Annotated in this window: 14 protein-coding genes; 3 read left to right on the forward strand and 11 right to left on the reverse strand. The window is 70.6% G+C overall.

The window, feature by feature from the left end:
• Positions 1-69 precede the first annotated feature (69 nt).
• The 8 genes from AB0E02_RS20585 to AB0E02_RS20620 all read right to left on the reverse strand — a co-directional run bounded on the left by AB0E02_RS20585 (position 70) and on the right by AB0E02_RS20620 (position 6,650).
• Positions 70-405: a metal-sulfur cluster assembly factor gene (locus AB0E02_RS20585; protein WP_362141358.1), complete on the reverse strand. Its 336-nt coding sequence runs from the start codon at positions 403-405 to the stop codon at positions 70-72.
• On the reverse strand, positions 402-860 hold the full coding sequence (gene sufU / locus AB0E02_RS20590; protein ID WP_030411905.1) for a Fe-S cluster assembly sulfur transfer protein SufU: 459 nt from the start codon (positions 858-860) through the stop codon (positions 402-404). Before sufU ends, AB0E02_RS20585 begins: the two co-directional genes overlap by 4 nt.
• A 37-nt stretch (positions 861-897) precedes the next feature.
• Complete coding sequence (locus AB0E02_RS20595) at positions 898-2,154, reverse strand: cysteine desulfurase (protein ID WP_362141360.1); 1,257 nt, start codon at positions 2,152-2,154, stop codon at positions 898-900.
• On the reverse strand, positions 2,151-2,915 hold the full coding sequence (sufC, locus tag AB0E02_RS20600; RefSeq protein WP_030411903.1) for a Fe-S cluster assembly ATPase SufC: 765 nt from the start codon (positions 2,913-2,915) through the stop codon (positions 2,151-2,153). Before sufC ends, AB0E02_RS20595 begins: the two co-directional genes overlap by 4 nt.
• A 7-nt stretch (positions 2,916-2,922) precedes the next feature.
• Positions 2,923-3,240, reverse strand: a complete 318-nt coding sequence (locus AB0E02_RS20605; RefSeq protein WP_030411902.1) for a non-heme iron oxygenase ferredoxin subunit — start codon at positions 3,238-3,240, stop codon at positions 2,923-2,925.
• Positions 3,237-4,421, reverse strand: a complete 1,185-nt coding sequence (sufD, locus tag AB0E02_RS20610) for a Fe-S cluster assembly protein SufD (protein WP_030411901.1) — start codon at positions 4,419-4,421, stop codon at positions 3,237-3,239. Before sufD ends, AB0E02_RS20605 begins: the two co-directional genes overlap by 4 nt.
• Positions 4,422-4,482: 61 nt before the next feature.
• Positions 4,483-5,904 carry a Fe-S cluster assembly protein SufB gene (gene sufB / locus AB0E02_RS20615; protein ID WP_265363213.1) on the reverse strand — a complete coding sequence of 474 codons (1,422 nt, stop codon included), beginning with the start codon at positions 5,902-5,904 and terminating at the stop codon, positions 4,483-4,485.
• Complete coding sequence (locus AB0E02_RS20620; protein WP_351534400.1) at positions 5,901-6,650, reverse strand: ArsR family transcriptional regulator; 750 nt, start codon at positions 6,648-6,650, stop codon at positions 5,901-5,903. The genes sufB and AB0E02_RS20620 overlap by 4 nt, the downstream gene beginning before the upstream one ends.
• A gap of 313 nt (positions 6,651-6,963) precedes the next feature.
• On the opposite strand from AB0E02_RS20620, the gene AB0E02_RS20625 reads away from it, so the two are divergent.
• The 3 genes from AB0E02_RS20625 to AB0E02_RS20635 all read left to right on the forward strand — a co-directional run bounded on the left by AB0E02_RS20625 (position 6,964) and on the right by AB0E02_RS20635 (position 9,843).
• The gene (locus AB0E02_RS20625; protein WP_362141364.1) at positions 6,964-7,926 is read left to right on the forward strand and encodes an ABC transporter ATP-binding protein; all 963 of its coding nucleotides are present in this window, start codon (positions 6,964-6,966) and stop codon (positions 7,924-7,926) included.
• Positions 7,923-8,717: an ABC transporter permease gene (locus tag AB0E02_RS20630; protein ID WP_362141366.1), complete on the forward strand. Its 795-nt coding sequence runs from the start codon at positions 7,923-7,925 to the stop codon at positions 8,715-8,717. Before AB0E02_RS20625 ends, AB0E02_RS20630 begins: the two co-directional genes overlap by 4 nt.
• Before the next feature lie 112 nt (positions 8,718-8,829).
• Positions 8,830-9,843 carry a COX15/CtaA family protein gene (locus tag AB0E02_RS20635; RefSeq protein ID WP_362141368.1) on the forward strand — a complete coding sequence of 338 codons (1,014 nt, stop codon included), beginning with the start codon at positions 8,830-8,832 and terminating at the stop codon, positions 9,841-9,843.
• Here the strand turns inward: AB0E02_RS20635 and AB0E02_RS20640 are convergent.
• From AB0E02_RS20640 to AB0E02_RS20650, 3 genes are all read right to left on the reverse strand, one after another.
• Entirely contained in the window at positions 9,816-10,880 is a 1,065-nt protein-coding gene (locus AB0E02_RS20640) for an amidohydrolase (protein ID WP_362141370.1), read from the reverse strand. The genes AB0E02_RS20635 and AB0E02_RS20640 overlap by 28 nt on opposite strands.
• A gap of 129 nt (positions 10,881-11,009) precedes the next feature.
• Positions 11,010-11,396: a hypothetical protein gene (locus AB0E02_RS20645; protein WP_310726867.1), complete on the reverse strand. Its 387-nt coding sequence runs from the start codon at positions 11,394-11,396 to the stop codon at positions 11,010-11,012.
• A 15-nt stretch (positions 11,397-11,411) separates the two neighbouring features.
• Positions 11,412-12,362, reverse strand: coding sequence for a heme o synthase (locus AB0E02_RS20650; RefSeq protein ID WP_362141372.1), 951 nt, complete (start codon positions 12,360-12,362; stop codon positions 11,412-11,414).
• Positions 12,363-12,629: the final 267 nt, after the last annotated feature.

Genomic DNA, 12,629 nt, shown 5'->3' on the forward strand with positions numbered 1-12,629 from the left:
CGGTGACTGGCGGACACGGCCGTGACGTTTGCCGCGGACCCGCGGGGTGCGGGGGCCGGCGGACGTCGATCAGACGTTGAAGCCCAGCGCGCGGAGCTGCTCGCGGCCGTCGTCGGTGATCTTGTCCGGGCCCCACGGGGGCATCCAGACCCAGTTGATCTTCAGCTCGTTGACGATCCCGTCCGTGGCGGACTTCGCCTGGTCCTCGATGACGTCGGTCAGCGGGCAGGCCGCGGAGGTCAGCGTCATGTCGACGGTGGCGATGTTGGCATCGTCGATGTGGATGCCGTAGATCAGCCCGAGGTTGACGACGTCGATGCCCAGCTCGGGGTCGACGACGTCGTACAGCGCCTCGCGGACCTCTTCCTCCGAGGCCGGCTTGGTGGTGGTCGGGGTGTCGGTCATGCGGTCTTCGCCTCCTCGGAGAGGGCCTTGGCCGTGGCGTCCTTCCAGGCCATCCAGCTCAGCAGGGCGCACTTCACGCGCGCCGGGTACTTCGAGACGCCGGCGAACGCCACCGCGTCCTCCAGCACCTCCTCCATCGCGTCGTCCGGCTCCACCTGGCCCTTGGACTGCATCAGCTCCAGGAACGTCTCCTGGATCTTCTGCGCCTCACCGAGCTCCTTGCCCACCAGGAGGTCGTTGAGCACCGACGCACTGGCCTGGCTGATCGAGCAGCCCTGCCCCTCGTAGGACACATCTTCGATCGTCGCGCCGTCGAGGCGGACCCGCAGCGTGATCTCGTCGCCACAGGTCGGGTTGACGTGGTGCACCTCGGCGTCGCCGTCCCGAAGACCGCGCCCATGAGGGTGCTTGTAGTGGTCCAGGATGACGTCCTGGTACATGGAATCCAGCTTCACGGCTCAGTCAGTCCTCGTCCTCGTCCGCTGTGCGTGATCATCCGAAAAAGTTCCGCACGTGCTCCAGGCCCTCGACCAGGGCGTCGACCTCGGCCGGGGTGGAGTACAGATAGAACGACGCTCGCGTGGTCGCAGGAATTCCGTAGCGCAGGCACACCGGCCGTGCGCAGTGGTGGCCCACGCGGACCGCGATCCCCTGCTCGTCGAGGACCTGCCCGACGTCGTGCGGGTGGATGTCGCCGAGCGTGAAGGAGATCGTCGCCCCGCGGTCCTCGGCCGAGCTCGGACCGATGATCCGCAGGTCGGGGACCTCCAGCAGCCGCTTGACGGCGTACTCGGTGATCACGTGCTCATGGGCGGCGATCTTGTCCATGCCGATCGAGGAGAGGTAGTCCACGGCCGCGCCGAGGCCGACGGCCTGGGCGATCGGGGGCGTACCGGCCTCGAACTTGTGCGGCGCCGGCGCGTAGGTCGAGGAGTGCATGGACACCGTCTCGATCATTTCGCCGCCGCCCAGGAACGGGGGCAGGTCCTCCAGCAGCTCCTGGCGGCCCCACAGGACGCCGATGCCGGTCGGGCCGCACATCTTGTGGCCGGTGAAGGCCACGAAGTCGGCCTGCAGCGCCTGCACGTCCAGCACCATGTGCGGCGCGGCCTGCGAGGCGTCGATGCAGACCAGCGCGCCGACCTCCTGGGCCCGCCGGATGATCGTCTCGACCGGGTTGAAGGTGCCGAGGAGGTTGGAGACCAGCGTGAACGAGACGATCTTCGTCCGCTCGGTGATGACCTCTTCGATGTTCGAAAGGTCCAGGCGGCCGTCGTCGGTCAGGCCGAACCACTTCAGCTGCGCACCCGTGCGCTGCGAGAGCAGCTGCCACGGAACGATGTTGGAGTGGTGCTCCATCTCCGTGATGACGATCTCGGTCTCACGGTCCACGCGGTAGGGCTCGTCGGCCCAGCCGAGCATGTTCGCGACGAGGTTGAGCGACTCCGAGGCGTTCTTGGTGAAGATCACCTCGTCGCGGCTCGGCGCGTTGATGAAGGCGGCGACCTTGTCGCGGGCACCTTCGTACAGCGCCGTGGCCTCCTCGGCGAGCACATGCACGCCGCGGTGGACGTTGGCGTTGTGACGTTCGTAGTAGGCGTTCAGGGCGTCGAGGACCTGGCGCGGCTTCTGCGACGTCGCCGCATTGTCCAGGTACACGATCTTCCGGCCGTCGTGGACCTGACGGTCCAGGAGGGGGAAGTCCTTACGGATCGCCTCTGTGTCGAGGAGGCCCGGCAGCTGTGTCACGCGGTCGTACCACCCTTCACGTATGCCTCGTAGCCCTCGGCCTCCAGCTTGTCCGCCAGCTCCGGGCCGCCGGACTCGGCGATCCGGCCGTTGGCGAAGACGTGGACGTGGTCGGGCTTGATGTAGCGCAGGATGCGCGTGTAGTGAGTGATCAGCAGGGTGCCGACCTGGCCGGTCTCGCGGACGCGGTTGACGCCCTCGGAGACGATGCGCAGCGCGTCGACGTCCAGACCGGAGTCGGTCTCGTCGAGGATCGCGATGGCCGGCTTGAGCAGCTCCAGCTGGAGGATCTCGTGGCGCTTCTTCTCACCGCCGGAGAAGCCCTCGTTGACGTTGCGCTCGGCGAAGGCGGGGTCCATGTTCAGGCGCTCCATGGCCTCCTTGACCTCCTTGACCCACAGCCGCAGCTTGGGGGCCTCGCCGCGGATCGCGGTGGCGGAGGTGCGCAGGAAGTTGGAGACGGAGACGCCGGGGACCTCGACCGGGTACTGCATGGCGAGGAAGACACCGGCGCGGGCGCGCTCGTCGACGGACATCGCAAGGACGTCCTCGCCGTCGAGGGTGACGGTGCCGCCGGTGATCGTGTACTTCGGGTGACCGGCGAGGGAGTAGGCGAGGGTCGACTTGCCGGAGCCGTTGGGGCCCATGATGGCGTGCGTCTCGCCCTGCTTCACGGTCAGGTCGACGCCCTTCAGGATCTCGCGCTGGCCGTTCTCGGCCTCGACGGAGACGTGCAGGTCGTGGATCTCAAGGGTTGCCATGGGTGACTCAGGACTCCTGGGTGACGGAGACGAGCACGTCGTCCCCTTCGATCTTTACGGGGTAAACGGGGACGGGGCGCGTCGCGGGGAGGCCGGACGGCTTGCCGGTGCGCAGGTCGAAGCTCGAACCGTGCAGCCAGCACTCGATCGAGCAGTCCTCGACCTCGCCCTCGGAGAGGGAGACGTTCGCGTGCGAGCAGATGTCGTTGATCGCGAACACCTCGCCCTCGGTGCGGACCAGGGAGATGGGCGTGCCGTCGATCTCCACCCGCTTGGGGGTGTCCTCCTCCAGCTCGCTCAGCGCCGCTGCGCGTACGTAGCTCATACCGCGGACGCTTCCAGCTCGGCCTCGATCTTGCTCATCAGGCGCTCCTCGACGTCCGGCAGGCCGATCTGCTGGACCAGCTCGGCGAAGAAGCCGCGGACGACGAGCCGGCGGGCCTCCTCGGCGGGGATGCCGCGGGCCATCAGGTAGAAGAGCTGCTCGTCGTCGAAGCGGCCGGTCGCCGAGGCGTGGCCGGCGCCGACGATCTCGCCGGTCTCGATCTCCAGGTTGGGCACCGAGTCGACCCGCGCGCCGTCGGTGAGGACGAGGTTGCGGTTGAGCTCGTAGGTGTCCGTGCCGGTGGCCGAGGCGCGGATGAGGACGTCGCCGATCCAGACGGCGTGGGCGTCCTCGCCCTGCAGCGCGCCCTTGTAGGTCACGTGCGAGCGGCAGTTGGACGCCTCGTGGTCGACGAACAGGCGGTGCTCGTGGTGCTGGCCCTGCTCGGTGAAGTACAGGCCGTAGAACTCGGCCTCGCCGCCGGGGCCGGCGTACGTGACGCGCGGGTGCAGGCGGACGAGGTCGCCGCCGAAGGTGACGACCACGGACTTGAAGGTGGCGTCCCGGCCGACCAGGGCGTTGTGCTGGCCGGTGTGGACGGCCGACTCGTCCCAGTCCTGGACGGAGACGACGGTCAGCTTGGCGCCGTCACCGAGGAGGTAGTCGACGTTGGCGGCGAGCACCGCGTCACCGGTGTGGTCGATGACCACGACCGCCTCGGCGAACGCGCCGAGCTCGATGACCTGGTGGCCGAAGGCGGTGCCGCCCTCGCCGTGCACCGAGATCCGGATGGGCTCGCTGAGCACGGTCTCCTTGGGGACCGTGACCACCGAGGCCTTCTCGAACGAGCTGTACGCCTGGGCGGCGACCCGGTCGACGGGCTTGCCGGCCTTGCCGACCCGCGGGTCGGCGCGGTCGACCAGTTCGTGGGTGACGCCCTCGGGCGCGGTGATGTCGATCTTCAGGTCGGGACCGCCGGCCGCGGCGGAGCCGTCGTGCAGGCCCTTCAGGCGCGCGAGGGGGGTGAACCGCCACTCCTCCTCGCGGCCGTGCGGCACCGGGAAGTCCGCCACGTCGTAGGACGGCGGGGCGCTCATCCGGGTGGCGACGGTGGACTCCGCGGCCACCGCGATGGAGCCGGTGGTCGTGGAACCCGCCGGGATGTTCTGAGCCTCAGCCATGGCTGTCGTCTAGCTCGCTTTCTGCGTTCTCAGGGAGTCAGTCGCTGCGTGGAGGCCCGGGTCAGCCGACCGCGCCTTCCATCTGCAGCTCGATCAGCCGGTTCAGCTCCAGGGCGTACTCCATCGGCAGCTCACGGGCGATCGGCTCGACGAAGCCGCGCACGATCATCGCCATGGCCTCGTCCTCCGACAGACCGCGGGCCATCAGGTAGAACAGCTGGTCCTCGCTGACCTTGGAGACGGTCGCCTCGTGGCCCATGGAGACGTCGTCCTCGCGGACGTCGACGTAGGGGTAGGTGTCGGAGCGGGAGATGGTGTCCACCAGCAGGGCGTCACACAGCACGTTGGACTTGGAGCCCGCGGCGCCCTCGCCGATCTCGACCAGACCGCGGTAGGAGGTCCGGCCGCCACCGCGCGCCACCGACTTGGAGACGATGTTGGACGAGGTGTTCGGCGCCATGTGGACCATCTTGGAACCGGCGTCCTGGTGCTGGCCCTCGCCGGCGAAGGCGATGGACAGGGTCTCGCCCTTGGCGTGCTCGCCCATGAGGTAGACCGCCGGGTACTTCATCGTCACCTTGGAGCCGAGGTTGCCGTCGACCCACTCCATGGTCGCGCCCTCGTAGGCGACGGCGCGCTTGGTGACCAGGTTGTAGACGTTGTTCGACCAGTTCTGGATGGTCGTGTAGCGGCAGCGGCCGCCCTTCTTGACGATGATCTCGACCACCGCGGAGTGCAGCGAGTCCGACTTGTAGATCGGCGCGGTGCAGCCCTCGACGTAGTGGACGTAGGCGTCCTCGTCGACGATGATCAGCGTCCGCTCGAACTGGCCCATGTTCTCGGTGTTGATCCGGAAGTAGGCCTGCAGCGGGATGTCGACGTGGACACCCTTGGGGACGTAGATGAACGAGCCGCCGGACCACACCGCGGTGTTCAGCGACGCGAACTTGTTGTCACCGACCGGGATGACCGTGCCGAAGTACTCCTGGAAGAGCTCCGGGTGCTCCTTCAGCGCGGTGTCGGTGTCCAGGAAGATGACGCCCTGCGCCTCCAGGTCCTCACGGATCTGGTGGTAGACGACCTCGGACTCGTACTGCGCGGCGACACCGGCGACCAGGCGCTGCTTCTCCGCCTCGGGGATGCCGAGCTTGTCGTAGGTGTTCTTGATGTCCTCGGGCAGGTCCTCCCAGGAGGCGGCCTGCTGCTCGGTGGAGCGGACGAAGTACTTGATGTTGTCGAAGTCGATGCCCGACAGGTCCGAGCCCCAGTTGGGCATGGGCTTCTTGTCGAACAGCCGCAGGCCCTTGAGGCGGAGCTTGAGCATCCACTCCGGCTCGTTCTTCTTCGCCGAGATGTCGCGGACGACGTCCTCGGAGAGACCGCGCTTCGCCGAAGCGCCGGCCACGTCGGAGTCGGCCCAGCCGTATTCGTAATTGCCCAGACCCTCGAGTTCGGGGTGAGCAGTCTCCGTGGGGAGCGTCATGCGGGGTTCCTCCCGGCCGTGCTTGCAGATGATGTCGTGGTCTGGTGGGGGCGCTCACCGGCCCGGTGAGCCGCCTTGCCGGCGCCGGCCTTCGGGACGAAGGTCGTGCACACCCCGTCGCCGTGGGCGATGGTGGCAAGGCGCTGTACGTGGGTCCCGAGCAATCGGGAGAAGACCTCGGTCTCCGCCTCGCACAGCTGCGGGTACTGCTCGGCGACGTGGGCGACCGGGCAGTGGTGCTGGCAGAGCTGTTCACCGAGCTGGGGGTTGGGGGCGCTGCGCGCCGTAGCAGCGTACCCGTCCGCGGTCAACGCCCTCGCCAGGGCCTGGGTGCGGGCCTCCGGGTCGGCGCTGTCGACCGCCTCGCGGTAGACCTCGGCCTGGGCGGCCAGCCGGGCCCGGGCGAACGCGGCGACCGCCGCCTCACCCTTCTCGCCGCCGCCCGCGCTCTGCGCGATCCAGCGCAGCGCGTCGGAGGCGAGCTGGTCGTAGGCCTGGTCGAAGGCGTCCCGCCCGCAGTCGGTGAGGGCGAAGGCCTTGGCCGGGCGGCCGCGGCCGCGGCTGCCGTAGACCCGCTGCTCGCGGGGCTCGACGACGCCCTCGGCGACCAGCGCGTCCAGGTGCCGGCGGACGGCGGCCTGGGTCAGCTCCAGGCGGAGGGCGAGCTCGGCGGCGGTGGACGGACCGTGGTCGAGGATGGAACGGGCGACCCTGTTGCGGGTGCCCTGCTGTTCGTCGTGTGACACGGGGGCGGCCTGTGGGGCCGGCGTCGCCCGGGCATCCGGTCCGGGCGCGGAGGCGGCCGGCCCGGCGGTCGTGCCGACCCCGGGCTCTCGCTGATCCTCGCTCGCGTATTTCACAACGCCATTGTTGCGTAATTCGTCAAAGCGATTCAAGCGGGGTCCGGATGGCGGGATGGTGGCCTCTATCACTTAGGTTCACCTCATTTCAACCCTGCCCCTTGGCCCGCGATCCGGTCGCGGACCTGCGAGGACCCGCCACGATGCGGGCCCGGCCCCCACTGACGGCGGTGCGGCCGTTCTTCGTAGACTGCGCGGCATGCGCAGCACCTCCCCGGGGAGCACTCCCCGGTCCCCCGGACGGGCGCCGGCCGTCGAGGTCACCGGCCTGGTCAAGCGGTACGGGACGAAGACCGCGGTGGACGGGCTCGACCTGACCGTCGCCCACGGCACGGTGACCGCCGTGCTCGGGCCCAACGGCGCCGGCAAGACCACCACCGTCGAGACCTGCGAGGGCTACCGCCGCCCGGACGCCGGCACGGTCCGCGTCCTGGGCCTGGACCCGGTCGCCGACGCGGCCGCGCTGCGCCCCCGGATCGGCGTGATGCTGCAGTCCGGCGGCGTCTACGCGGGCGCCCGCGCCGAGGAGATGCTGCGGCACACCGCCACCCTGCACGCCCACCCGCTCGACGTCGGCATGCTCATCGAGAGGCTCGGTCTGGGCTCGTGCGGCCGGACGCCCTACCGGCGGCTCTCCGGCGGCCAGCAGCAGCGGCTGGCGCTGGCCATGGCCGTGGTCGGCCGCCCGGAGCTGGTCTTCCTCGACGAGCCGACGGCCGGCCTGGACCCGCAGGCCCGCCGCGCCACCTGGGACCTCGTACGGGAACTCCGCGCCGACGGCGTGAGCTGCGTGCTCACCACCCACTTCATGGACGAGGCCGAACAGCTCGCCGACGACGTCGCGATCATCGACGGCGGCCGGGTGATCGCCCAGGGCAGCCCCGACGAGCTGTGCCGCGGCGGCGCCGAGAACAGCCTGCGCTTCACCGGCCGGCCCGGCCTCGACCTCGCCTCCCTCCTCAAGGCACTGCCCGCGGACAGCTCCGCCTCGGAGCCCGCCTCCGGCATCTACCGCGTCCACGGCAAGATCGACCCGCAGCTGCTGGCCACGGTCGCCTCGTGGTGCGCGCAGAACGGCGTGATGCCGGACGCGATAGCCGTCGAGCGGCACACCCTGGAGGACGTCTTCTTGGAGCTGACCGGTAAGGAGCTGCGCGCATGACCGCCACCGAGGCCGGTACCGCCACCGGAACGGGCGCGTTCGCCCCGCGGCCCGGCGCCGCGCCGCTGCCCCGGATGATCCGGGCCCAGGCGGCCCTGGAGACCCGGATGCTGCTGCGCAACGGCGAGCAGCTGCTGCTCACCGTGATCATCCCGACGCTGCTGCTGGTGCTCTTCTCGGCCGTCGACATCGTCGACACCGGAGCGGGCAGGGCGGTGGACTTCCTGGCGCCGGGCATCCTCGCGCTGGCCGTGATGTCCACCGCGTTCACCGGCCAGGCCATCGCCACCGGCTTCGAGCGCCGCTACGGCGTCCTCAAGCGGCTCGCCGTCTCGCCGCTGCCGCGCTGGGGGCTGATGACCGCGAAGACCTGTGCGGTACTGGTCACCGAGGTCCTGCAGATCGTGCTGCTGACGGCGGTGGCGCTCGCGCTGGGCTGGTCCCCGCACGGCAACCCGCTCACCGTGCTGCTGCTCCTCCTGCTGGGCACGGCCGCGTCCTCGGGGCTGGGACTGCTGATGGCCGGGACCCTGAAGGCCGAGGCGACCCTGGCCGCGGCCAACCTCGTCTTCCTGCTGCTCCTGGTCGGCGGCGGGGTGATCGTGCCGCTCACCAAGTTCCCGGAGGCCGCCCAGGCCGTGCTGCACCTGCTGCCGATCTCGGCGCTCTCGGACGGGCTGCGCGAGGTGCTCCGGCACGGCGCGACGGTGCCGTGGTCCGACCTGGGCATCCTCGCCGGGTGGGCCGTCCTGGGGCTGGGCGCGGCGGCGAAGTTCTTCCGCTGGGAGTAGTCCGGGGGTCACAGGGGGCCGATCGGGGGTCGATCGGGCTTCGGGCCCTGGGTTCCCGCCCCCGGGACCCCCTCGTGAAAACTTGCACAAGCCGCCGCATACCATGGCTCCCGTGCCGAATTCGCTGAATCCCCTTGAGCTGATCGCCCGCCGCTGGCAGCCGTCCGCGGCCTTCGTGCGGCGGGCCGCGCTGGCGACCGTCGTGATGGCCGTGATCATCGTCGTGACCGGCGGCGCGGTCCGGCTCACCCAGTCCGGACTGGGCTGCTCGACCTGGCCGAAGTGCACGCCGGAGAGCCTCACGCCGACCCACGCGATGGGCATCAACGGCCTCATCGAGTTCGGCAACCGCATGCTGACGTACGTGCTGTGCGCGTTCGTCGGGCTGTTCATCATCGCCGCCCGCGCCCGGCACCCACGGCGCCGCTCGCTCACCCGCCTCGGCTGGGCCCAGTTCTGGATCGTGATGGGCAATGCGGTCTGGGGCGGCATCGTCGTACTGACCGGCCTGAACCCCTACCTCGTCGCCGCGCACTTCCTGCTGTCCACGGCCCTGCTCACGGTCGCCGTGCTGAGCTGGAAGCGGGCCGGCGAGGGCGACGACGAGCCGCGGGACGTGACCGCCCGTCCGGTCCGGCAGCTGGCCTGGCTGCTGGTGGCGGTGACCGGCGCGCTGACCGTCATCGGCACGGTCGTCACCGGCGCCGGCCCGCACGCCGGCGACGCGCACAAGGTCCACCGCATCCCGCTGAACTGGCAGGAGATCACCCAGCTCCACGTCGACTTCGTCTACGTCGTGGTCGGCCTGAGCGTGGCCCTGTGGTTCGCGCTGCGCGCCGTCAAGGCACCGGCCGCCGCCCGCCGGACCGTGCCGGCACTGTTCGCCTGCATCGCGCTGCAGGGCGTCATCGGCTACGTCCAGTACTTCCTGGGGCTGCCCGAAATCGTCATCGGGCTGCACATGCTGGGGTCGACGCTGGTGTGGATCGCCGTGCTGCGGGTGGCGCTGTCGCTGCGCGACCGCGGACCGCTCCTGGAGGACGAGCCCGAGGACGGCGACGCGCCGGCCGCCGCCGCGGACGAGGAGCCCGCGGAGGCTCAGGTGGTCTCCGCCCCCAGCCGGTAGATCCGGCGGGCCGTCCCGGACGCGATCATCCCGGTGATCCGCCGCCCGTCCTCCGCCCCGCACAGCCCCTCGGTGGTCCACTCCCCAACGAGGCGGTCCATGGCGCGCAGGAAGGACCGGGCGGCGGTCACGTAGAGCTCGGGCAGCCCGCGGGCGCCGGAGGAGAACAGCAGCTTGCCGAACGGCGCGTGTGTCAGGGTCTCTGCGGGGCAGGGCCCGGTGTCGGCGTACACGTGGGCGTGCGCGGCGGCGAGCTGGGCGGCCCGGCCGTGGTGCGGGGCCGCGGGCAGCAGGACCAGGTCCGCGCCGATCCCGGTGGTGGCCCGCAGGAACCCGGCCAGCGGCTGCGGGTCGGGGCAGTGCAGCTGTACGGGCAGGCCGGTGGCGACCGCGCTCCACAGCAGGTGCCGTACGAGGGCCGGTTCGGTGAGCCGGTCGCCGGGGCGGCGGGCGCGCAGCCAGCGGTCCGCGGCGCGCCGCACCTCGCCGGCCTCGGGGGCGTGTCCGTCGCAGTAGGTGGCGCCGGAGGCGAAGGCGGTGGCGTGCTGGGCCGCCGCGTAGAGGGCCTCGGCGGTGTAGCCGAGGAAGGATTCGACGCTGCCGGAGGTGTCGGCGACCTGCTCGGCGAGCGGTTCGAGCCGTACGACCTCGTGGGCGCGGGCCTCGGCGGCGGTGGCGATCTCGGCGGCCGAGGTCAGTTCGCTGGGGGTGCCGGCCTCCAGCAGGAAGGTGCCGATGCCGGAGCCGCGGAGCAGCATCCGGCCGGCCGTGTAGGCGCCCACCTCGCGTCTGCGGGCCAGATAGCGGGCCGGCGGGCAGTGCGGCTCCAGGCCGAGCAGCGGGGGGCACCAGCGGCGTATCGCGAGACCGGTGAGGCTGTCGAAGTAGCTGGTGCCGGCGGGGGCCGGGCCGTGGGCGCCGACCGCGGCGGCCAGATGGGTCTCGAAGGAGCCGAGGCCGAGTTCGCCGTGCACGGCGCCGTGGCTGTACTGATCGATGAGCGGTGGCTGATCTGCCGGGAAGGGAAGGCCGTCCATCCGCTCCTCCTGCCGAGAGCCCGCCGGGCGTGGCCGGAACGCCGCGCCCGGTGGGCTTAACGGAGGAGGGGGTGGTGAGGTAGCGGGCTCCGCTTCCGGCGCGCGCCCCGGCGCGCCGCCGCACCGTCCTCAGGCGTTGGCCGGGCCGCCCAGCTGGAGGCCCGCCATCCGCGACCACTCGTAGCGGCCGGTGCGGACCTTGGCGGCGAGGTCGCCGTCGAAGTCGTCGTGGAGGGTGAGGCCGGCTCGGGTCGCGGCGTCCTTGGCCTCGTCGTACGTACGGGCGACGAGGTTGCCCCACTCGCCGTTGGCCCCGACGAGGGCGATCCGGACGCTGCCGCGGGCGATGTGCGCGAGCTGGCCCTCGGCGCTTCCGCCGTGGGAGTCGGCGAAGGCGCGGATCTGCCGGGCGAGCCGCGCCGCGCGCTTGCCGGCCCGCTTCTCGTCCTTGGTGGCGGCCGCCGCGCCGACCGCCGTCTGCTCGTCCGCCTGCTGGGTGTCTGCCATGGACAGCATGCTACCCACGAGTAATCACCTAAGGAAGGGATCCACGGCGACGGCGACGAACAGCAGGGACACATAGGTGATGGACCAGTGGAACAGCCGCATCTCCTTGAGCTTCGGCCCGGTGATCCCGGCCTTGGCGCGGGACTGCAGGGCGTGCGCCTCCTTCAGCCAGAAGGCGCCGCAGGCGAGCGCGACCGCGGTGTAGAACCAGCCGGTGTAGCCCAGCGGCTGCAGCAGCAGCGAGACCAGGACCATCACCCAGCTGTAGGCGACGATCTGCCGTGCCACGGCCTTGTTGCCGGCGGTCACCGGCAGCATCGGCACGCCGACCCGCTCGTAGTCGTCCTTGGCCTTCATCGACAGCGGCCAGTAGTGCGGCGGCGTCCAGAAGAAGATGACGAGGAAGAGGACCAGCGCGGCCCAGGAGACCGAATTCGTCACCGCGGACCAGCCGATGAAGACCGGCATGCAGCCCGCGATGCCGCCCCAGACGATGTTCTGCGAGGTGCGGCGCTTGAGGATCATCGTGTAGACGACCACGTAGAAAAGCAGCGCCCCGAGCGACAGCATCGCCGACAGCGGGTTGACGAAGACCCAGAACCAGGCGGTGGAACCGACCGCGAGGGCGGTCGCGAAGACCAGGCACTCGCGCGGCGAGACCATGCCGGTGACCAGGGGCCGCTGGGAGGTGCGGTCCATCAGGGCGTCGATGTCCCGGTCGATGTACATGTTGTAGGCGGCCGCACCGCCGGCGGAGAGGTAACCGCCGACGCAGGTCGCGAACACCAGCCACAGGTCGGGGACGCCGCCCGCGGCCAGGAACATCACCGGGATCGTCGTCATCAGCAGGAGCTCGATGACACGCGGCTTGGTCAGCGCCACGAAAGCCTTCACACGGGCCCCGAACGGACGGTGCCCCGGACCCCCCGGGCTCTCGGAGAGCACCCCCGCAGGACGGGATTCGACGGCCGTCACGCACACCCCTGGAAGTAACATCAGCGGCTCCCGCCGCGGATGGAAATAAGGCTCGCAAGCCCTTACGACCCCGTGAACCGGGTAAAAGCTTGCGCGTACCACGCCACTTTAGACGTTGGCCATACGGCGATCTTCGCGGGGGTGGGGTCGTGTTGGGGCCCGTGCGGCGGGGTGGCGGCGGCAGCTTTCCCCCGGCGTTCGCCCGCTGTTCAGGAGGCGGGCGGGACCGCCGCCCGGCAGTCTGGTCGTATGGCCGTGGCCGCCGGG

Origin of the sequence: Streptomyces sp. NPDC048196 (genome assembly GCF_040652715.1) — a bacterium.
Classification (GTDB): domain Bacteria; phylum Actinomycetota; class Actinomycetes; order Streptomycetales; family Streptomycetaceae; genus Streptomyces; species Streptomyces siderophoricus.